This window comes from Novosphingobium sp. IK01 (assembly GCF_033242265.1).
GTDB lineage: Bacteria > Pseudomonadota > Alphaproteobacteria > Sphingomonadales > Sphingomonadaceae > Novosphingobium > Novosphingobium pituita.
In genome coordinates this window covers 3514064-3533901 of sequence record NZ_BTFW01000001.1, presented here as the reverse complement: position 1 = coordinate 3533901, position 19838 = coordinate 3514064, and the positions used below count along the sequence as shown (strand labels likewise).

The following is a 19838-nucleotide window of genomic DNA, read 5'->3' as shown; positions in this document are numbered from 1 at the left end:
TCTACGGCTTTTGATTGCTGCCATGCTGCAAGACTTGACGCGGCGCACAAAAAGGGACGACCCTCGCACGCGATGAACCAGCCCTCCTCGATGTTGCATGACGGATTTCTCCTGCTTGGCTTTGCCATGGTCTTCGTGCTGGCGTTCCGCCGCGCGGGGCTGGGCGCGACGCTGGGCTATCTCGTGGCGGGGGCCGTCGTCGGCCCGCAAGTGCTGGGCCTGGTGGGCGAGGCCGACCAGAAGATGGGCATTGCCGAACTGGGCATCACGCTGCTGCTGTTCCTCGTCGGGCTCGAACTCAATCCCTCGCGCCTGTGGCGGATGAAGCGCGACATTCTGGGGCTGGGGCTGTTGCAGGTCGTGCTGTGCGGGGCCGGCGTGGCCGCGATGATCGCGCTGGGCACCGATTTCTCGGCGACGGCGGCCATCGCGCTGGGCCTGCCGCTCGCGCTTTCGTCCACCGCGCAGGTGCTGCCGATGTTGCAGGCCTCGGGCAGGCTGCGCACGCCGTTTGGCGAGCGGACATTCGCGATCCTGCTGTTCCAGGACCTCTCGATCATCCCGATGATCACCATCATCGGCGTGCTCAGCCGCAATCCGGCCAACGCCGATGCGCCTCCCGGATGGCAGCAGGCGCTCTATACCGTTCTGGCGATTGCCGGGCTGATCCTGGCCGGGCGCTATCTGATCCGCCCGCTGTTCCGCCTGATCGGCAATCTGGGCGAGCGCGAGATGTTCGTGGTGGCCGCGCTGTTCACGGTCATGGCCTCGGCTGCGCTGATGGAAACGCTGGGTCTTTCGACCGCGCTGGGCGCCTTCATCGCCGGGGTCATGCTGGCCGACAGCCCCTATCGCCACGAACTGGAAGCCGATGTCGAGCCGTTCCGCTCGATCCTGCTCGGGCTGTTCTTCCTGGCGGTGGGCATGATGCTCGACCTTCACGCGATTGCCGAACGCCCGCTGTTCGTGGCGACGATGGCGCTGGCGCTGGTGGGGATCAAGGCACTGGTCATCTTCCTGATCGGGCTGGCCTTCCGCATGACGTGGCGCGGTGCGCTCGCGCTGGGCCTGCTGCTGAGCCAGGGCGGCGAATTCGGCTTCGTGCTGTTTACCCAGGCCCAGAACGCCAACCTGATCGCGCCCGAGGCGGCCAGCCTGTTCGGCGCCATCGTCACCCTTTCGATGGCCACGACCCCGTTCCTGATGGCCCTGACCAAGCCGCTGCGGGCCGATCCGGTCAAATCGGGCAAGAGCCGCGAACGACAGGGCCCCTCTGCCGATCATGCCCATGCCCTCGTGGTCGGCTATGGCCGCTTCGGCCAGACCGTGGCCCAGATGCTCATGGCCAGCGACCTGAGCGTGACCATGGTCGATACCGACGTGGAAATGATCGACGTGGCCCAGGGCTATGGCGCCAAGGTCTATTTCGGTGACGGCACAAGGCTGGACATCCTGCGCCAGGCCGGGGCCGAGGAAGCCGCGCTGATCATGTTCTGCATGGATGGCGACCAGATGAGCGCCGGGGCGCTGGAGGCGGTGCAGCAGGCCTTCCCCAATGCGGCGATCTTCCTGCGCGCCTACGACCGGCGCGCGGTCGTCCGCCTCAAGGGTTCGCCCGCGCGCGGTGTCGTGCGCGAGGTGATGGAATCGGCCATCAAGATGGCCCGCCTCGCCCTGAACGAAAGCGGGGTGAGCGAGGAAGCGATCAAGCGCGCCGAAGACATGTACCGCGCGCGCGACAAGGAACGCCTCAAGATCCAGATCGAGGCGGGCGACTTGCGCGCCGCGCGCGACCGCATCATCACCTCGCCACAGAGCCATGCGCCCCTATCGCCTGCCGGTGAATAGCGGCTCCGGCTCACTTCTTGCGTGAGGCCTCGAAGGCGTTGCGCGTCTTGAGGCTGGGGTCTTCGGCCCAGGGCTGATCAGGCCAGCGGTGGCGCGGATAGCGCCCCTTCATGTCCTTGACCACATCGCGCCACGAACCGCGCCAGAACGCGGGCAGGTCGGCGGTGGTCTGGATCGGGCGCCCGGCGGGCGAGGTCAGCGAGAGCAACAGCGGCTGATGGGTCTGGCCGATGGTGGGGTGACGGTCGAGCCCGAACAGCGCCTGCACGCGCAGTTCGACCGCCGGGCCGCCTTCGTGGGCATAGTCGATGGCGTGGGTCGTGCCCGCGGGCGAGCGGAATTCGCCCGGAGCCAGCCGGTCGAGCTGGCTGCGCGCATTCCAGTCGAGGCGGTCGAGCAAGGCCTCGTGCAGGCGGCCCGCCGGAAGATCGAGGTCGCGATGGCCCTTGAGCAGCGGGGCCAGCCAGTCTTCGGCCTCGTCGAGCAGGGTCTGCGGTTCGAGGCCTTCAAGGCCCGCATAGCGCGCGCGTTCGATCAGCGCGCGCGCCGCCTTGCCCAGCGGCAGCGCATCGAGCCCCTCGCGGCGGACAACCTCGATCAGGAGCGCGGCGACCTCTGCCGGATCGGGCCTGGGATCGGGCGCCTTGCCCAGCACGATGGCGCCCAGCCGCCGTTCCAGCCGCGCCTCGACCCGGCGCTCCTGTGCGTTCCAGGTCAGTGTGTGGCGCTGCTCCATGCGGTGGGCAAGCCACTGGCTGACATCCTCGTCGTCGAGCGCGAGGCCTGCCATGATCCGCGCGCCCTTCGCCTCGCCCTGCGCGTCGCCGATCACCAGCCAGCGCGCGGTCACCAGTGGCGAGGCCGGATCGAGCCGGTAGCCGCGCCCGCCCGAAGACAGCCATTCCTCGCCATTGGCCGCGCGGGGCCGCGCGATGCGGTCGGGAAAGGCTTCGGCCAGAAGCACGCCGAGCGGGGGGCCATCCTGTTCCCCCGCCCGGCCCGGAACCTGACGCTGTGCCGCCTGTGCCCAGCGCGCGGCCAGCTTGCGCGAGGCTTCGGCCCGCGCGCTGCGGTCGCCGCGCCAGCGATCATAGCGCCGGGCAAGGTCTTCGCCGCTGCCGCCAAGGCCGCGCTCCTGAAGCAAGAGGGCCAGCCGCGCAGCCTCCCCCGCTGCGCCATGCTGCGCAGCAAAGAGCAGCATGTGGGCGAGCGCAGGCTCCATCGGCAGGCGCGCCATGGCCCGGCCATGGGCGGTGATCCGCCCTTCCCCGTCGAGCGCGCCGAGCGCGGCCAGCGCGGCCTTCGCCGCCGCCATCGCGGGCGCGGGCGGCGGATCGATCCACGCCATCTGCGCCGGATCGCCCGCCCCCCACTGCGCCAGCGTGAGCGCCAGCGGGGCCAGATCGGAGGTGAGCATTTCAGGCGGATCGAAGGCGGCGCGGCCTGCGTGGGCGGCTTCCTCCCACAGGCGATAGGCCACGCCCGGCCCCTGACGCGCGGCGCGGCCCGCGCGCTGGGCAGCGGCGGCCTGGCTGGCGCGCGTGGTGACGAGGCGGGTAACGCCGGCCACCTTGTCGAACTCGGCCCGGCGCGAAAGCCCGGCATCGACCACCACGCAAACGCCGTCGAGCGTCAGCGAGGTTTCGGCAATGGCCGTGGCCAGCACGATGCGGCGGCGCCCTTGCGCATCGCGCCGGATCGCCGCGCGCTGGCCCGCAGGCTCGACCTGCCCGTGCAGCGGCAGGATCAGCGCGGAAGGCAGGCGCTGGGCGAGAAGGTCGGCGGTGCGCTCGATATCACGCACACCGGGCAGGAAGCCGAGGATGTCGCCGGTCTGCTCCTGCCAGGCCTGGACCACGGCATTGGCCATGGCCTGATCGGTGCGGAGCTGCGGGCTGGCCCCCAGCCAGCGGATTTCGAGCGGATGGGCCTTGCCCTCGCTCTCGATCACGCGGGCGCCGGGCATCAGCGCGGAAAAACGCGCGCCATCGAGCGTGGCCGACATGACCACCACGCGCAGATCCTCGCGCAAGACCCCTTGCGCTTCGAGCGCGAGGGCAAGGCCGAGGTCAGAATCGAGATGGCGCTCGTGGGCTTCGTCGAACAGCACCGCGCTGACCCCGGAAAGCTCGGGATCGGACAGGATCGTCGCGACGAAAATCGCCTCGGTCATCACCACGACGCGGGTACGCCCCGACCGTTTGGTGTCGAGGCGGGTGACATAGCCGATGGTCTCGCCCGGTTCTTCACCAAGGGTCTGGGCCATGCGCTCGGCCGCCGCGCGCGCGGCCACGCGGCGGGGCGACAGGACGATGACCGTGCCCGTGCACCAGGGCTGGTCGAGCAGGGCGGGCGCAAGCGCGGTGGTCTTGCCCGCGCCGGGCGGCGCGATCAGCACGGCATTGGGCCCGCTGGCGAGGGCCGCGAGCAGCTCGGGCAGGACGGCATGAATGGGAAGATCGGTCACCCGCCAGCCCTTATCGCGCGGGGGCGGGCTTGGCGAGAGTGGAGCAGAAACACCCGCGCGTGCCCGAAAGCCTGCCACCCTCGGGACAATCCCCGGCTCGCTTTAAAAGAGCATAAACGGGCCGGTTTTACCCTCAAAGCTGCTGCGCACGGGCCCCCTTTCATGATAAACCCGGCGCCTGGCCCTCGCACCCGCAACGACGAAGGCCACCACACCCGAGAGGATGCCATGTTTCTCGATCTCAAAGACCCCTGGCCGCCCCCACCCCCCAATGCGCAGCCCGAACCGGCCGCCCCGCACGCCCCCTTGCAGAAACGGCGGGTCGTCGCGGTGATGCTGGCCCTTGCGCTGGCAGGTGCGCTGGGGCTGACCCTGCTGGTCGGCGCGCCGCTTGCCGAACCCTCGCTGGAGACCGTCATGGCCCGGCTTCCCGACTAGAGGAGCCCGGCCCCCAACTCCGGTCAGAAAGGCCTCCGGTCAGGAACGGCTTCGATCAGAAGCGGGTCCGATCAGAAGTGCCCCTGATCAGAAGCGGCGGGCCACCGCGAATTCGGCGGCTTCGCACATGGCTGCCTTGGCATCGCTGTCGGGGAATCGGGCGATCGCGTCGATGGCGCGCTGGGCATAGTCACGCGCGCGTTCGCGGGTGGCCTGCACGGCATCGTGCTTGCGAATCAGGGCGATGGCCGTGGCAAGGTCTTCGTCGCTGTTGCGGTTGCCCGCAATGGCCTCGCGCCAGAAGGCCCGCTCGTCTTCCGAACCGCGCGCATAGGCCAGAATCACCGGCAGGGTCATCTTGCCCTCGCGGAAATCGTCGCCCTGATCCTTGCCCATTTCCGAAGCGTCGGAATCATAGTCGATGGCGTCGTCGGCCAACTGGAAAGCAATGCCCAGATAGCGGCCATAGGCATCGAGCGCCAGTTCGTCGGCTTCCGAGCGCTCGGCCACGACGGCGGCGATCCGGCAGGCTGCGGCAAAGAGCGCGGCGGTCTTGGCGTTGATGATCGAGAGATAGCGTTCCTCGCTCGTCTCGACCTGGCGCTGGGCGACCAGCTGGTCCACCTCGCCCTCGGCAATCACCGCAGAAGCATTTGAAAGGATGCGCAAAACCTGAATTGCGCCGTCTTCCGTCATCAGCTCGAAGCTGCGCGAGAAGAGGAAATCGCCAACCAGCACGGTGGCCGGGTTGCCATAAATGATATTGGCCGCCTTCTTGCCCCGGCGCATGTCCGAGCCATCGACCACGTCGTCATGCAGCAGGGTCGCGGTGTGGATGAATTCGACCGCGGCGGCCAGCTTGTAGTGACGATCCCCCTCGTACCCGATCAGCGCGGCCCCCGCGAGCGTGAGCATCGGGCGCATGCGCTTGCCGCCCCCGGCGACAAGATGCCCGGCCAGCGCCGGGATCAGCGGAATACGCGATTGCATCCTGTCGAGGATCACGGCGTTCACGCTGTTCATGCCATCGGCCACCAGCGCCATGAGCGGCGCCAACGAGGGTTCGACCTTGCGGGGGAGCGTATGGAGGGGTGCAGTCATCGCTGCCCGCTTGGCGCTTGGGGCACGGCTTGGCAAGTCGCAAGTTGCGCGGTAGCGACAAGACCGTCATTTGAGCGGTCGATTGATCGCCCTCCATACCATCACGATCCACAGCAAGGCACGAGAAACCCATGAGCGCATATGCGGGCAAGCCCGACGACACGCTGGCCGCAGCAGCAAGTGCAGGCCCCGACCCGGTTCTGGCCAGCTATCGCCAGAGCATCGACAATATCGATGCGGCCATGATCCACATTCTGGCCGAACGCTTCCGCATCACCCAGGCCGTGGGCGCCTACAAGGCCGAAAAGCAGCTTCCCGCCAGCGATCCGGGCCGCGAGGAGCGCCAGATCGCCCGCCTGCGCAAGCTGGCCGAAGACGCCGCGCTCGACCCCGAATTCTCGGAGAAGTTCCTGCGCTTCATCATCGAGGAAGTGATCCGCCACCACGAACAGGCAAAAGCCGAACGCTGAGCGGGAAAGGGGCCGGGAGCGAGGGCAGCAGCCCACGCTCCCCAGCCGATGAAAGCCCCTCAGTCGGTAAAGGGCCCCTCAATCAGTAAAGGGAACACCCGGCACCTGCTTGGCGGTGCGGATGGTGAGCGAGGTCTTCACGCTGGCCACGTTGGGCACCGGGGTGAGCCTGCTGGTCAGGAATTCCTGGAAACTTTGCAGGTCGCGGCTGACGATCTTGAGGATGAAGTCGATCTCGCCGTTGAGCATGTGGCATTCGCGCACTTCGGGCAGTTCGCGCATGTGCTCCTCGAACTGGCGCAGCGCTTCCTCCGCCTGGCTCTTGAGGCTGACCAGCGCGAAGACCGTGATCGCGAAACCCAGCTTGGCCGGGTCGAGATCGGCGTGATAGCCGCGAATGACGCCCGCTTCCTCCAGCGCGCGCACACGGCGCAGGCATGGGGGCGCTGTCAGCCCCACGCGCTGCGCCAATTCCACGTTGGTTACCCGTCCCTCGTCCTGAAGCTCGGAGAGGAGACGCCGGTCAATTCCGTCCAATGTTGCCATGTTCGTGTTCGTGAACCACTCGGCTCGCAAGATTGTACCTGCCGCAAAAGCGACGTTGCTAATTTTATTAGCTCATATCGCAATTGTCGTGCAATGCAACGCATCAAGGCCACAGCCCTGTGGCTTGGCCACACTTTATTAGCACACGGTCGGTAATAACCGGCGTTATGAACCCGATTATGGTCTGGAACCGGCTTGCCTCGCGGCGGGCGATGCCTCATGTCGACAGACCGTGCAACAGGATACCCCGGCCCGACAGCAATGCCTGCCGACTTTGACCCCTCCTCCGGTTCCAGTCTGGCCGGTTCCAGTCTGGCCAGCTCCAGCGCGGCGCCTGCGGCTCCGTCGATGATTTTCGACGACCGGCTGGAAACGGTCCTGCGCACCCGCGCGGCGGGCCCGGCGGGTCTGCGCGTGCAATTCCGCCAACTGGTCGATCTTCTGGGCCGGGTCCCCGAGCAGGGCTGGAACGCCCGCCATGACGAGGCCCTGGCCCGGCTCGACACCCTGTTCGAAGCCATCGCCGCGCCGCCCGAAGGCACCAGACCCGCGCAGGCCAGCCCTGCCGCCACTTCGCTGTCGGGCGCGGAAGCCGCCGCCGCATTGCTGGCCGCCACCCATCTGGCCCACCCGCGCCTTGTCGCCCATTTTGCCGCGCAGGGCCCACGCGTGGCCCTCGCCAGCATTCGCGGCGCCCGGCTCGACGAGGCCAGTTGGCTCGACCTGATCCCCCGCCTGCCGATTCAGGCGCGCGGGTTCCTGCGCCATCGCCGCGATCTGGGCCCGGCGGTCGAACGGCTGCTCGAACAGCTCGGGATCGACGATTTCGCGCTCACCGGGCCTGAAGTCCCTGTAGAAACGGGCGCCGTCGCCGAACAGGCCCCGGAGCCCATGCCCTGCGCTGAACTGTCCGATGACACGACAGAGGAGCCAGAAGGCCTCGCCCCGGACACGCTTTCCGAACCGGCCAGCCCGGTTTCCGCCCCCATCGAAGGGATCGGCGCCATCGTGCGGCGGATCGAGGCCTTCCGGCGCGACCGCGAAGAACGGCAGGCCGCGCAAGCTGCCCCGGCCAAGGCCACGGCCTCTGGGCCCGCGCCGCGCTCGTCCCCGGACTCTGCCTCTGGCCCGTCTGCCGACGATGTGCCGCCCCCGCTCGCCATCGATCTGGCCTTCGATCCGCAAGGCACGATCGTGGCCGCCGATGCCGATTTCGCGCCGATGCTGGTGGGCCACCGCCCGTTCCCCGCGCCGCACCTGCCCGCCCGGTTCAGCGGCGCCGAAGTGGGCGATGCCAAAGTGGGTGATGCCAAAGTAGGTGATGGGAGCGCCTCTTGCCCGGCCATGGCCGACGCGCCGAGCCTGCGGGCCTTCGCCGCCCGCCAGCCGATCGAAAACGGGATCGTCCGCTTCGATGGCGCGCCCGCCATCGAAGGCTTCTGGCAACTCGATGCGACACCGCTGTTCTCGCGCATGAGCGGGGCCTTTGCGGGCTATCGCGGCCGCCTGCGCCGCCCCCCGCCCGAGGCTTTGGCCCAAACCGCCAGCGACGCACAGGCCCCACTCACACCGCAGCAGCCCACCCCTGAGCAGACCAGCCCCGAGCAACCTGCCGGGCATCAGGGCGCCGACCGCCTGCGCCAGACCCTTCACGAGTTGCGCACCCCGATCAACGCGATCCAGGGGTTTGCCGAGATGATCCAGCAGCAGGTCTTCGGCGCGGCCCCCCACCAGTATCGCAGCCTTGCCGCCAGCATCGCCGCCGATGCCGCGCGCATGCTCGCCGGGTTCGAGGATCTCGAACGGCTCGCCCGCCTCGAAAGCGCGCCGGCTGGCCATGCGGCCGCTTCATCATCAGGTGCGGGCAATGCCGATGACAGCCTGTCGACCGATCTGGCCGCGTTGCTCACCCGCCTGATCGTCCAGCTCGATCCGGTGATCGGCCCGCGCGAGGTGCGCTTGCGCTGGGAGGCTCCGGCAGACGGCGCCCCGGTGGCCGTGGCGCCCGGAGAACTGGAACACACCATCTGGCGCCTGCTCGCCGTGATCGCCAGCACCGCCGCACCGGGCGAAAGGCTGTCGATCACCCTCGCGCCCGAAGCCGACCCTTCGCGCCCGATCCGGCTCGACCTGCCGCTGCCCGCCGCCCTCGCCATGCGCGAAGATGCCGCCCTGTTCGCGCTAGACAGCTATCGCGGCGGCCCCAATGCCAGCGCCGGCGCCGGGCTGGGGCCGGGCGGCATGATGGGCAACGGCTTTGCCCTGCGCCTCGCCATGGCCGAAGTGCGCGCCATGGGCGGGCAGATGCGCCGCGAGGCGGCCCGCCTGCTGATCGACCTTCCGCGCGCCCGCGCCATCGATGCCGGATGGGGCGGGAGCAGCCTGGAGGGCCCACACACATCCGCTCCGCGTCAGGCGAGTTGAGCGCAGTGCTCGCACCGAGGGAAGGCCTCGCCCCCGTCACGCGCGCCGCAATTGCCAGCCCCCCCGCCCCCGAGGCCCATGTGCGCTTCGCGGCGGGGTTTGGCCCTCGCTTTGTCGTCACGGTCGATACCGAAGAGGAATTCGACTGGAGCAAGCCGTTCGAGCGCACCGGCCATGGCCTCAGCCATGTGCCCCGCCTCGCCAAGTTCCAGCAGTTCTGCGAAGGCTTCGGGGTCACCCCGGTCTATCTGATCGATTATCCGATCGCCAGCGACCCGGGCATCAGCGCCGCCCTGGGCCAGGCCGTGGCCGATGGCCGGGCCGAGATCGGCGTCCAGCTTCACCCGTGGGTCAACCCGCCCCATGCCGAAGACCTCACCGTGTCCAACAGCTTTGCCGGCAATCTGGAACCCGCGCTCGAAGAGGCCAAGCTGGTCAAGCTGCGCGACACCATTTCGCGCGCCTTCAACGGCACCGCCCCGCTGATCTACCGCGCCGGACGCTATGGCGTGGGGCCGCATACGGCGGCCATCCTGGGCCAGGCCTCGATCGCCATCGACACCTCGGTGCGCGCCCATTTCGACTATTCCAGCCAGGGCGGCCCGGATTTCACCGGGTTGCCGGCGCACCCCTGGTGGGTCGACCGGCGCGGCGGGTTGATGGAACTGCCGCTGACCACGGTCTTTTCAGGCCTGCTCCGGCGGGCCGGGCCCTGGCTGTTCCCGCGTCTGTGGCGGGTGCCGCGCCTGCGCGGGGTGCTCGCGCGGCTGGGCCTGATGAACCGCGTGCCGCTCACCCCCGAAGGGGTCAGCGCAGCCGAAGCCATCGCCGGGATCGACCTCGCGCTCGGCGATGGCCTGCCGGTGCTGGTCTTCTCGTTTCACAGCCCCTCGCTGCGCCCCGGCAACACGCCCTATGTCCGCGACGACGACCAGCTCGACCAGCTTTACGGCTGGTGGCGCACGGTCTTTGCCCATCTGGCCCGGCGCGGGGTGCGCCCGGCCGGGGTTGCCCAGATCATGCAGGCCGCACAGATATAAGAGCCCGACCCAAAAGTCGGGCGGCGGAGGTTTGGCGAGGGATTTTGGGTCACCACAAGAAGGCTGCGAGCCCAGCGATGCTGGAAGCATCGTGGCGAACAACCGACGCCGTGGTGGGGCAAAAGACCCGCCAAACCGACCCGAAGGACTTTTGGGTCGAGCTCTAAGAGCCTGCCCCCAAAAACGATCCCCCACGAATTGCCTTCGTGCCGGCTTGCCAAGCACGCCCCCCTCCACTAACGGCTTGTCCCGAAGGGGGCCCGTAGCTCAGCGGTTAGAGCTGGCCGCTCATAACGGCTAGGTCGCGGGTTCAAATCCTGCCGGGCCTACCACCCCTTCCCCCCTCCCTTCATGCGACAACACGGCGACAGGTGGCGGCGAACTGACCCGCAACCATCATCGTTGTGCAAAACCGGTGTCATCGTGATGCGCTAGAGCCGTCCGAACGGAGGCGACACACGCATGACACACGCAGGCACGATGCCAAGGGAACAACGCCGCCTGACAGTGCGGCTGGCGCGTGACGACAGGGATCTGGCCGCCGTCCAGGCCCTGCGCTGGGATGTCTTCTTCGCCGAGATGGGCGCGCAGGCGCACGACGTGCTGCACACCCTCGACACCGACCCCTATGACGCCCTGTGCGACCACCTGCTGGTCATCGACGCCGACGAGCCGGGCACCCATCTGGCCGAAGGCGGCGTGGTGGGCACCTATCGCCTGCTGCGCGAAAGCGTCGCGCACCGGGCCGGAGGCTTCTACAGCGCCGGCGAATTCGATCTTTCACCGCTGATGGCGCCCGGCAGCCGACCGGGTGGCGAACTGCTCGAACTGGGCCGCTCCTGCGTGCGCCCGGCCTGGCGCACGAGCGCGACGATCTCGCTGCTCTGGCGCGGGATTGCCGATTACATCGCCAGCCACGGCATCGGCCTGATGTTCGGCTGCGCCTCGTTTCCCGGCACCGACCCCGACGCCCATGCACAGGCTCTCTCGCTGCTGGCCCACACCTGCCTGGCCCCCGCCGAACGCCGCCCCCGCCTGCGCGGGGAACTCGGGCCCGATCAGGCGGTCACGCTCGAACGCCTCGCACGGGGCAGCTACGACGAACGCCGCGCGATGCTGCGGCTGCCGCCACTGGTCAAAGGCTATTTGCGGTGCGGCGCCCTGTTTGGCGACGGCGCCTTCATCGACCATGCATTCAACACGGTCGATGTCTGCGTGGTCCTGCCAGTCGAACAGATCTCCCAGCGCTACGCCACCCGCTTCAGCGTGGCCGCCTGAGGCGCGCCTCACGCCAAGTTTGTTCTTGCACGCCTCCCTGCGCAGACCTAAGGGCAAGGCCGTGTCGGGGAGTAGCGCAGCCTGGTAGCGCATCTGCTTTGGGAGCAGAGGGTCGCAGGTTCGAATCCTGTCTCCCCGACCATCTTCCCCAATGATTTTCCAGTCATTTGCCAAGGCACCGGATCACCCGCCTTGCGCTGGCCCATGCGCGGACCACCAGCCTCTGTCGGGAACTGGCCGGGTTCGTCTGGCCTTGCGCCACACCTAAGGGCCCGTGCGTAAGGACGCAGTTGCAAGATGACAGGTCCGCTCGCCTAGCCTGCGCTCCCGTTCCTGCCGCTCTGGCAGAGCCTTGCACGAGCCCCCCATGTTGCACCGCTCCATTCCCGCCCCGCTGACCGGCAAGACATGGCATGGCCTGATCCCACCCCTGGAGACCCCATGATCCTTGTCCCATCCCTCGAAACGGCCACCCGTGACGCCTTGCGTGACATGGCTGCCGCCACCGGGCAGGTCTTCGACGTGATGACCAGTGCCCGCCGCCATGGCGAGCGCATGCACGCCGAACACAAGCGACGGCTTGACCAGGCCTGGCACAAGGCCCGCGCGATAGGGGAAACCTTTGCCGGTCTGGGCCTGCGCCACGAACTGGCCCACCATGCCAGCGCCTATGCGCTCGACGCCGGACAGCGCGCGATCCTCACCCTCGACACCTTGCGCGAGCGGGGCAACAACGATGCGCTGCACAAGGCTCTCGGCTCGCCCCCGGTGCTGGCCTACGAATACGACCTGATCATCGACGGGGCCGACCTGCCCCGGCCCGTCAACTACATGCTCATGCGCATCCGCGCGCCCGAGGGGTGCACCACGCAGGATGCCAAGCGCCCGTTCATGATCATCGACCCGCGCGCGGGCCATGGCGCGGGGATCGGCGGGTTCAAGTCGGACAGCGAGGTCGGCGTCGCGCTCAAGGCCGGAAACCCGGTCTATTTCGTCACCTTCCGGCCCGAACCCGAACCGGGCCAGACCATCGGCGACGTGACCGAAGCCGAGGCCGCCTTCGTCGCCGAGATCCTGCGCCGCCATCCGGAATCGCCCAAGCCGGTGATCGTGGGCAATTGCCAGGGGGGCTGGGCCTCGCTGCTGCTGGCCGCGACCAATCCCGATCTGGTCGGCCCGCTGGTGATGAACGGGGCGCCGGTGGCGGCCTGGTCGGGGCATATCGGCAATTCGACGATGCGCTACAACGGCGGCTTTGTCGGCGGGGCGCTGCCCGCGCTGATGCTGTCGGATCTGGGCGGGGGCAAGTTCGACGGGGCGCACCTCGTGCTCAATTTCGAGATGCTCAATCCGGGCCGCAACTACTTTGCCAAATATGCCGACCTCTATGCCAATGTCGACGAGAGCCACGGCGAGTTCCTGAAGTTCGAGCGCTGGTGGGGCGGCTTCCACTTCATGAACGAGAACGAGATCCGCTGGATCGTCGAACAGCTTTTCGTGGGCAACAAGCTGGCGCGCGGCGAGGCGCGGCTGCCGGGCGGGCGCATGCTCGACATCAAGGCGGTCACTTCGCCCATCGTGGTCTTTGCCAGTTGGGGCGACAATATCACCCCGCCGCCCCAGGCGCTCAACTGGATCACCGATCTCTATGCCGACGAGACCGAAATCCGCGTCCGGGGCCAGCGCATCGTCTACATGATCCACGAGAAAGTCGGCCATCTGGGGATCTTCGTGTCCTCGTCGGTGGCCCGGCGCGAACATGCCGAGATGGCCTCGACGCTCAAGACCATCGAGGCGCTCGCCCCCGGTCTCTACGAGATGACGATTACCGAACAGGAGGGCCCCGAACAGGAAGGCACAGGAGAGAACGGGGATGGCCCGCATTACCTCGTCGACCTGCACGAACGCACGATGGCCGATTTGCGCGCGCTCAGCGAGGATCGCACCCACGAAGCCGGGTTTGCTGCCGTCTCCTACATCTCTGAACAGAACGCGCGCGCCTATGAAACCATCCTGCGCCCCGCGGTGCGCGCCATGGTCACCCCGCCGGTGGCCGAGCGGCTGACCGAGGCGCATCCCAGCCGGCTGAGCCGCAAGGTCTTTTCCGATGCCAACCCGTTCATGTCCTGGGTCGGCCCGGCGGCCGTGCAGGTTCTCCAGCGCCGCCAGCGCAGCGCCAGCGACAATCCGTTCCTCGCTCTCGAACGCTGGTGGGCCGAGGCGATCACCCAGGGCATCGATGCCTGGCGCGACTGGCGCGATGCGGTGCAGGAAACCAGTTTCCTGGCCATCTGGGGCTTCCCCCTCGCCCAGCGGCTGGGCCGCCAGATGATCGAGCACACCGCCCAGACCGTCCATGACACTGGCACTGGTACTGGCGACCCGCGCGACCTGCCCGAAGTGCGCGCGGCGCTGCGCCGGGTTGCGCAAGGAAGCTATGCCGACGGGGTGATCCGCATCCTCCTGCTGCTGGCCGAATCGCGCGGCGGGGTCCGGCAGGACCGCCTCGCCCGCTCGCAGGAAGTGCTCACGCAGCGCGAGCCTTTTGCCGCGCTGGGCCCCGAGCAGCGCGAGGCGATCCTGCGCAAGCAATCGCTGATCGTCGAATTCGCGCGCGACAAGGCCATGGCCAGCCTGCCCGCGCTCCTGCCCGAGCGGGCCGACCGGCAGAAGGCACTCGACACCGCGCTCTACATCGCGGGCGCGCGCGCTGACATGGCCCCGGCCACGCTCGCCTGCCTCGATGCGATCATCGCGGTGCTCGGCCTCTCCACCCCCGCCCCGGCCCCCAAGCTCAGGAGTGTTGCCCGATGAACGCCCCCATCTCCATGGCTGCCCCGGTTAAGGATGGCCTGCCTGCCCTGTGGGACCCGCAAATGCCCATCGGCGCCATGCTGGCGGGCAAGCGCGGGCTGGTCGTGGGTGTCGCCAACGACCACTCCATCGCCTATGGCTGCGCGGCCCGGTTGCGCGCGCTGGGGGCCGACCTCGCGCTCACCTACCTCAACGCCAAAGCCGAGCCCCATGTCCGCCCGCTGGCCGAGCGGCTGGGCGCCGACTTGTGCCTGCCGCTCGATGTCGAGGAACCCGGCGCGCTCGAACGCGTGTTCGAGACCATCGCCGCGCGTTGGGGCAGCCTCGACTTCGTGATCCACTCGATTGCCTTTGCCCCGCGCGAGGATCTCCACGGGCGGGTGATGGACTGTTCGGCGCAAGGGTTCGCCCAGGCCATGCATGTCTCGGTCTATTCGTTTCTGGCCATGGCCCGGCTGGCCGAACCGCTGCTCAACCCCGGTGCATCGCTGATCACGATGACCTATTACGGGGCCGACAAAGTGGTCGGCCACTACAACGTGATGGGCCCGGTCAAGGCCGCGCTCGAAGCCTCGACCCGCTATCTGGCCGCCGAACTGGGCGAAAAGGGGGTGCGCGTCCATGCCGTCTCGCCGGGCCCCTTGCGCACCCGCGCGGCCAGCGGAATCGCCGATTTCGACAGCCTGACCACCATGGCCCAGACCCGCAGCCCGGCCCACCGGCTGGTCGACATCGCCGAGATCGGCAATCTCGTGGCCTTCCTCGTCGGCGCGGGGGCCTCGGGGATGACCGGGGACACGATCTATGTCGACGCGGGGCTGCACAACATGGCGTGAGTGTCTGATCCGGAATTCGACGCGCACCACGCTTGCCAATGAAAGCGCTGCGCAATGTTTGCTTCATTTCTCGTCATCCCCGCGCAGGCGGGGATCCAGTTCCGACGGTTGCGCATGCAAACAGAGCGCCAGACTGGATTCCCGCCTACGCGGGAATGACGAATAAAAACAACAAAATCATACTTCTGCGCATCGAAGATCTGAATTTGTCCAGCCGCCTGACCAGACACTCAGGCCATCTGGCCCATGCGGCTGTGCCAGGCCATCGCTGCCTCGCCGGCAATCGTGCGCAGTTCGCGCAGGGCGCTGCCATCGGCGCGCTGGCTGCCGGGCAGCAGGACGCCGACATCGTGGAGCGCCAGTTCGGCCTCGATGCTGGCAAGGCCGGCGCGGCGGCGGGTCTCGCGAATCCGGGCCGAAGGGGCTCCGGCCCGCACCGCGTCGCCATAGGCCATGTTCGCCGCGATCCCTTGCGCGATGCGCTCCTGAAGCGAGGCGCCGAAATCGGGCCAGAGGGTGAAGACGGCCAGCAAGGCGGCCACGCTGCCCAGCACGTTGTCGGCCATGCGCGCGGCGGCCACCCCCTCGCCCGGATGCAGGATCTGCGTGACGATCACGAAGAGCATCGTGAGGAAGACCACGAACAGCGTGTAGTTGACCTGCCGCATGGCGATGGTCACCCCGGCCAGAACGACCGCGAGCGCGGCAAAGACCGGCGTCGACACCGTGCCGAACAGCAGCAGCAGAACCATGGCCACCGTGCCCCCGAGCAAGCTGCCCACGATCCGTTCGAGGCACCGCGCCCAGGTCACCCGCGCCCCGCCCTGCAACACGACCACGACCGCCATCGTCGCCCAATAGGGATAGCCCAGATGGAACAGCGCGGCCAGAGCATAGACCGCGACGAGCCCCGCCGTCTGGCGCAGGGCCTGCCGCAGCGCGGGCTGGGGCAGGGTCCATTGCGGGATCAGGCTGCGGCGTTGCGGCGGCCCTTCCTGCCCGGCTTCCTGCCCGGCCTCCTGCACGCCAACTGGCCCGCCAGAAACCGGTTCGGCCGGTTGTTCGTCCTGCGCGCAGAGCACCTGCAACGCGCGTCTTTGCGCAACGACACAACCCACGAACAGCGGATCGTGCAGCCCGGCCTGAAGACGCGCAAGGCGGCGCTCGACCCACGGCAGGCTCTCACCGCTGGCCGCCCCCAGCCGCCAGGCCAGCAGCGTCGTGCGAAAGGCGCGCGCCGTGGCCAGCCGTTCGGCCACCGGGCCATGGTGGACGATGAAAGCCTGGTCGAGCGCGATCATCGCACCGAACAGCGTTTCGGCAGCATCGCGCAGCCGCTCGAACGGAGCGATGGCGGCTTCCTGTCCGGGATAGCGTTCGAGCAGGGCGCGCAGTCGCTCGATCGACAGGCGCACCGCGCGGCGGTGTTCGCCATGGTCGCTGTGCCAGTCCTCGTCGCGGTGGTGCCCGTCGCCCAGTTCGACAAGGCTGACCGCCATGTCGAACAGCCGCGCCAGCACCCCGTCGCCCGCGCGCACCAGCGCGGCGCGCGCATCGATCCGCCAGATCCCGTTGATCAGCAGCCAGCACCACAGGCCCCCGCCCGCAAATGTCAGGGCCTGCGCCAGCGCGGCAGGCGGGCTTTGCGGAAAGCCCACCGCCACCACCGCCACCACCCCCAGCAGCGTGCCCACCAGCCCGCCAAAGCGGACCCGCGCGGCCCCGGCAAGGCTCAGGAAGACCAGCACCGGCCCGACCAGCACGCCTGCCCACGGCGCCAGTCCGGCCAGCAGCGAGCCTACCAGCGCGATTGCCCCGCCCGCCCCCACGAACAGGCCCAGCAGGCGGCGGCGCGGACGGTCCCCGCCCTGCCCGTCGCCCAGACAGGTCCAGAACGCGGCAAAGACCGCCCAGGCCAGCCCCGGCTGGTCGAGCCCCACCGCCAGCGCGAGCGGCACGCCCACGGCCAGCGACGCGCGCAGGCCCTCGGCCAGGCTGAAGTGTTCGGGCACGAAGCCGACATGGCGCAGTTCGAGCCGCCGCGCCGCCCGGCGAAGCCCCCCCGGGCCCCGCACCAGCGAGCGCGACAGGAACGAGGGCGCAAGGGCGATGGCGCGGCTCCGGGGCATGGGCCGTCTCAGTCCTGCACCGCGCAGGCCGGGCAACTGATACCCGGACGATAGAGTGGCGATTGCTGGCCTTGCGGGCTCACCGGGTGGCCGCAGGGCCCGCACAGCACATGCCCGCCCGGCACCAGCCCGTGGCCGACCGCCACGCGCGCATCGAAGACATAGCAGTCGCCCTGCCACAGGCTCTCCCCGGCGGGCACTTTTTCCAGATAGTTGAGGATGCCGCCCTTGAGGTGATAGACTTCGTCGATCCCCTCGCTTTTGAGGAAGGCGGTCGATTTCTCGCAGCGGATGCCCCCGGTGCAGAACATCGCCACGCGGGGCGCGCCCCCGTTCCCGCCAGTTCCCTTTTCACTGGCTCCATCCCCGCGCGCGGCCATCAGGCGCTCGCGCTCGCGGCGGAACCAGCCGGGAAATTCGCGGAACGAGGTCGTGCCCGGATCGATCGCCCCGGCAAACGTGCCCACTTCGACCTCATAGGCGTTGCGGGTGTCGATCACGATGGTGTCGGGATCGCTGATCAGCGCGTTCCAGTCCTCGGGCTCGACATACGTGCCCACGCTCGCCAGCGGGTCGATGCCCTCCACGCCCATCGTCACGATCTCGCGCTTGAGGCGCACCTTGAGGCGCCCGAACGGCATGGCCGGCGCGGTCGCATACTTGACCTCCAGCCCGGCGCAATGGGGCAGCGCGCGCAAGTGATCGACGAGCGCGGCGATTCCTTCGGCGGGCCCGGCCACGGTGCCGTTGATGCCCTCGTCGGCCAGCAGCAGGGTGCCCTTGATGCCCTGCGCCGCGCAGAAGGCCAGCAGCGGTTCGCGCAGGGCCTGCGGATCGTCGAACGGGGCGAACTGGTAGAGCGCGGCGACCAAAACTTCTGGCTGAACTTCAGCCAGACCTTCAGGCTGAACGGCGGGTGTGGAGACGGGAGACTGCATCCCCGCCGCCTACAACAGGATGGCAAATGGTGGGAACCGGTTTTTGGAAAGGGCCCCCACGCAGACGAATGCGGATGGCTATTGCCAGCCCTCGAACGTGCTCGCGCAATCGTGGCGCAGGCGCGAGAGCTGCGCGCCGACTTCGCTCAGCAAGGCCCCGGCCAGCTGGTCGTCGTGGCGTTGCAGCGCGCTTTCGGTGCGCAGGGCCAGATCGTGAAGCCGCATCGCCCCCAGCGTGCCCGCGCTGCCCTTGAGCTTGTGGATGCGCCGGGCGATGTCGGGCGCGGCGATGACCTGGATGGGCGCTTCCTCGAAATCGGCATATTGCTGGACGAGGCTGTGCAGCAGGGTGCCGAACAGCTCGCGGTTGCCGCACAGGCGGCGCTCGGACTGTTCGCGGTCGATCCCCTCGATCCGGGGCCATGTCTCGGCAACCGTGCTGTCGCAGTCCCCCGCTTCGGCTCCCGTATCCGCCCCGGCCACATCGGCGGGGCTGCGCAGGCCCGGCATGTTGACCGCAACCCCCGGCCCGCCCGGCGGCGGCGGCAGCAGCGAATGGCCAAATGGCTGGAACACCACTTGCGCACGGCCCGCCGCCTTGGCCTGATAGAGCGCCTGATCGGCCCGTTCGACCAGCCGCGCGGCATGGTCGGAAGGGCCATTGCCGCCGCGCTGGACCGGATCGCGCCAGTCGTCTTCGAGCGAGGTGACCCCCATGCTGGCGGTGACATGATCGGCCACGCCCGACGCCGAATGGGGAATCGCCAGTTCGTGCAGCCGGGCCAGCATCGCGCGGGCCAGGGTCATCGCGCCATTGCGCGAGGTCTGCGGCAGGAGGACGACGAATTCCTCGCCCCCATAGCGGGCAAAGACATCGCTGGGCCGCCGTGCCATGGCCGACAGCGCGCGGGCGACCTGACGCAGGCATTCATCGCCCGCCGGGTGGCCATACTGGTCGTTGTAGGCCTTGAAATGGTCGATATCGAACAGGATCAGCGAGAGCGTATCGGCATTGCGCAGGGCGCGCGCGGTCTCGGCGTGGAGCGTGGCCTCGAACGTGCGGCGGTTGGCCACCCCGGTCAGCCCGTCGGTCATCGCCTGGTCCTGAAGCTGGCGGGTCATGCGCTGGAGGCGCAAGTGGGTGTTGACCCGCGCGCGCAGCAGCCCGGTGCTCGTCGGCTTGGCGATGAAGTCGCTCGCCCCGCATTCGAGCCCGCGCACTTCGACGTCCTCGTCGCTCATCGCCGTCACGAAGATGATCGGCACCGTTTCGAGGCGCATGTCCTGGCGCAGCGTCCGGCACAGGTCGAGCCCGCCGGTGCCCGGCATGTCCATGTCGAGCAGGATCAGCTCGGGAACGCGCAAGTCGATCTGGAACTGGGCCTCGGCGGCGCTCGCGGCAAACCGCGGTCGGCCGAAGTCTTCCAACTGGCCGATGATGACCCGTGCTGCGATCGGATCGTCGTCTATCAGAAGAATGTCGACATTCACGAAAACGGTCTTCCTGCC

Annotated in this window: 13 protein-coding genes, 2 tRNA genes and 1 pseudogene; 10 read left to right on the top strand and 6 right to left on the bottom strand. The window is 68.6% G+C overall.

The annotated features are described in order from the left end of the window. Window positions 1-72 precede the first annotated feature (72 nt). Window positions 73-1848 (top strand): cation:proton antiporter domain-containing protein, encoded by a 1776-nt coding sequence (locus tag SBI20_RS16300; protein WP_317976003.1) that lies wholly within the window; start codon window positions 73-75, stop codon window positions 1846-1848. A gap of 10 nt (window positions 1849-1858) precedes the next feature. Here SBI20_RS16300 and hrpB read toward each other — a convergent pair whose 3' ends face one another. After that, a complete protein-coding gene (hrpB, locus tag SBI20_RS16295; protein WP_317976002.1) occupies window positions 1859-4315 on the bottom strand; it encodes an ATP-dependent helicase HrpB in 2457 nt (818 codons plus the stop codon). Window positions 4316-4543: 228 nt separating this feature from the next. On the opposite strand from hrpB, the gene SBI20_RS16290 reads away from it, so the two are divergent. Continuing rightward, window positions 4544-4753: a hypothetical protein gene (locus SBI20_RS16290; protein WP_317976001.1), complete on the top strand. Its 210-nt coding sequence runs from the start codon at window positions 4544-4546 to the stop codon at window positions 4751-4753. 87 nt (window positions 4754-4840) lie between these two features. Here SBI20_RS16290 and SBI20_RS16285 read toward each other — a convergent pair whose 3' ends face one another. Continuing rightward, a complete protein-coding gene (locus SBI20_RS16285) occupies window positions 4841-5854 on the bottom strand; it encodes a polyprenyl synthetase family protein (RefSeq protein WP_317976000.1) in 1014 nt (337 codons plus the stop codon). A 131-nt stretch (window positions 5855-5985) separates the two neighbouring features. On the opposite strand from SBI20_RS16285, the gene SBI20_RS16280 reads away from it, so the two are divergent. After that, a complete protein-coding gene (locus SBI20_RS16280; RefSeq protein ID WP_317975999.1) occupies window positions 5986-6324 on the top strand; it encodes a chorismate mutase in 339 nt (112 codons plus the stop codon). Window positions 6325-6402: 78 nt separating this feature from the next. Here the strand turns inward: SBI20_RS16280 and SBI20_RS16275 are convergent, their stop codons facing one another. Then, window positions 6403-6870, bottom strand: a complete 468-nt coding sequence (locus SBI20_RS16275) for an Lrp/AsnC family transcriptional regulator (RefSeq protein WP_317975998.1) — start codon at window positions 6868-6870, stop codon at window positions 6403-6405. Between the two features lie 261 nt (window positions 6871-7131). Between SBI20_RS16275 and SBI20_RS16270 the strand changes: the two genes are divergently transcribed. The 7 genes from SBI20_RS16270 (at window position 7132) to fabI (ending at window position 15262) form a co-directional block, all read left to right on the top strand. Then, window positions 7132-9294, top strand: a complete 2163-nt coding sequence (locus SBI20_RS16270) for a histidine kinase dimerization/phospho-acceptor domain-containing protein (protein ID WP_317975997.1) — start codon at window positions 7132-7134, stop codon at window positions 9292-9294. Window positions 9295-9299: 5 nt separating this feature from the next. After that, window positions 9300-10334, top strand: a complete 1035-nt coding sequence (locus SBI20_RS16265) for a polysaccharide deacetylase family protein (protein WP_411911535.1) — start codon at window positions 9300-9302, stop codon at window positions 10332-10334. A 256-nt stretch (window positions 10335-10590) separates the two neighbouring features. After that, window positions 10591-10666, top strand: a tRNA-Ile gene (locus SBI20_RS16260). A gap of 148 nt (window positions 10667-10814) precedes the next feature. Further along, window positions 10815-11612, top strand: a complete 798-nt coding sequence (locus SBI20_RS16255) for a GNAT family N-acetyltransferase (protein ID WP_317975996.1) — start codon at window positions 10815-10817, stop codon at window positions 11610-11612. A gap of 65 nt (window positions 11613-11677) precedes the next feature. After that, a tRNA-Pro gene (locus tag SBI20_RS16250) sits at window positions 11678-11754 on the top strand. A 299-nt stretch (window positions 11755-12053) separates the two neighbouring features. Then, window positions 12054-14426: a DUF3141 domain-containing protein gene (locus SBI20_RS16245; RefSeq protein ID WP_317975995.1), complete on the top strand. Its 2373-nt coding sequence runs from the start codon at window positions 12054-12056 to the stop codon at window positions 14424-14426. Next, entirely contained in the window at window positions 14423-15262 is an 840-nt protein-coding gene (gene fabI / locus SBI20_RS16240; protein WP_317975994.1) for an enoyl-ACP reductase FabI, read from the top strand. Before SBI20_RS16245 ends, fabI begins: the two co-directional genes overlap by 4 nt. 347 nt (window positions 15263-15609) lie before the next feature. Here the strand turns inward: fabI and SBI20_RS17605 are convergent. From SBI20_RS17605 to SBI20_RS16225, 3 genes and pseudogenes are all read right to left on the bottom strand, one after another. Continuing rightward, window positions 15610-16563, bottom strand: a pseudogene (locus SBI20_RS17605) (FUSC family protein); the annotation flags it as partial. An 836-nt stretch (window positions 16564-17399) separates the two neighbouring features. Continuing rightward, window positions 17400-18329 carry an oxygen-dependent tRNA uridine(34) hydroxylase TrhO gene (trhO, locus tag SBI20_RS16230; RefSeq protein ID WP_317975992.1) on the bottom strand — a complete coding sequence of 310 codons (930 nt, stop codon included), beginning with the start codon at window positions 18327-18329 and terminating at the stop codon, window positions 17400-17402. 78 nt (window positions 18330-18407) lie between these two features. Continuing rightward, window positions 18408-19820: a diguanylate cyclase gene (locus SBI20_RS16225; protein ID WP_317975991.1), complete on the bottom strand. Its 1413-nt coding sequence runs from the start codon at window positions 19818-19820 to the stop codon at window positions 18408-18410. Window positions 19821-19838: the final 18 nt, after the last annotated feature.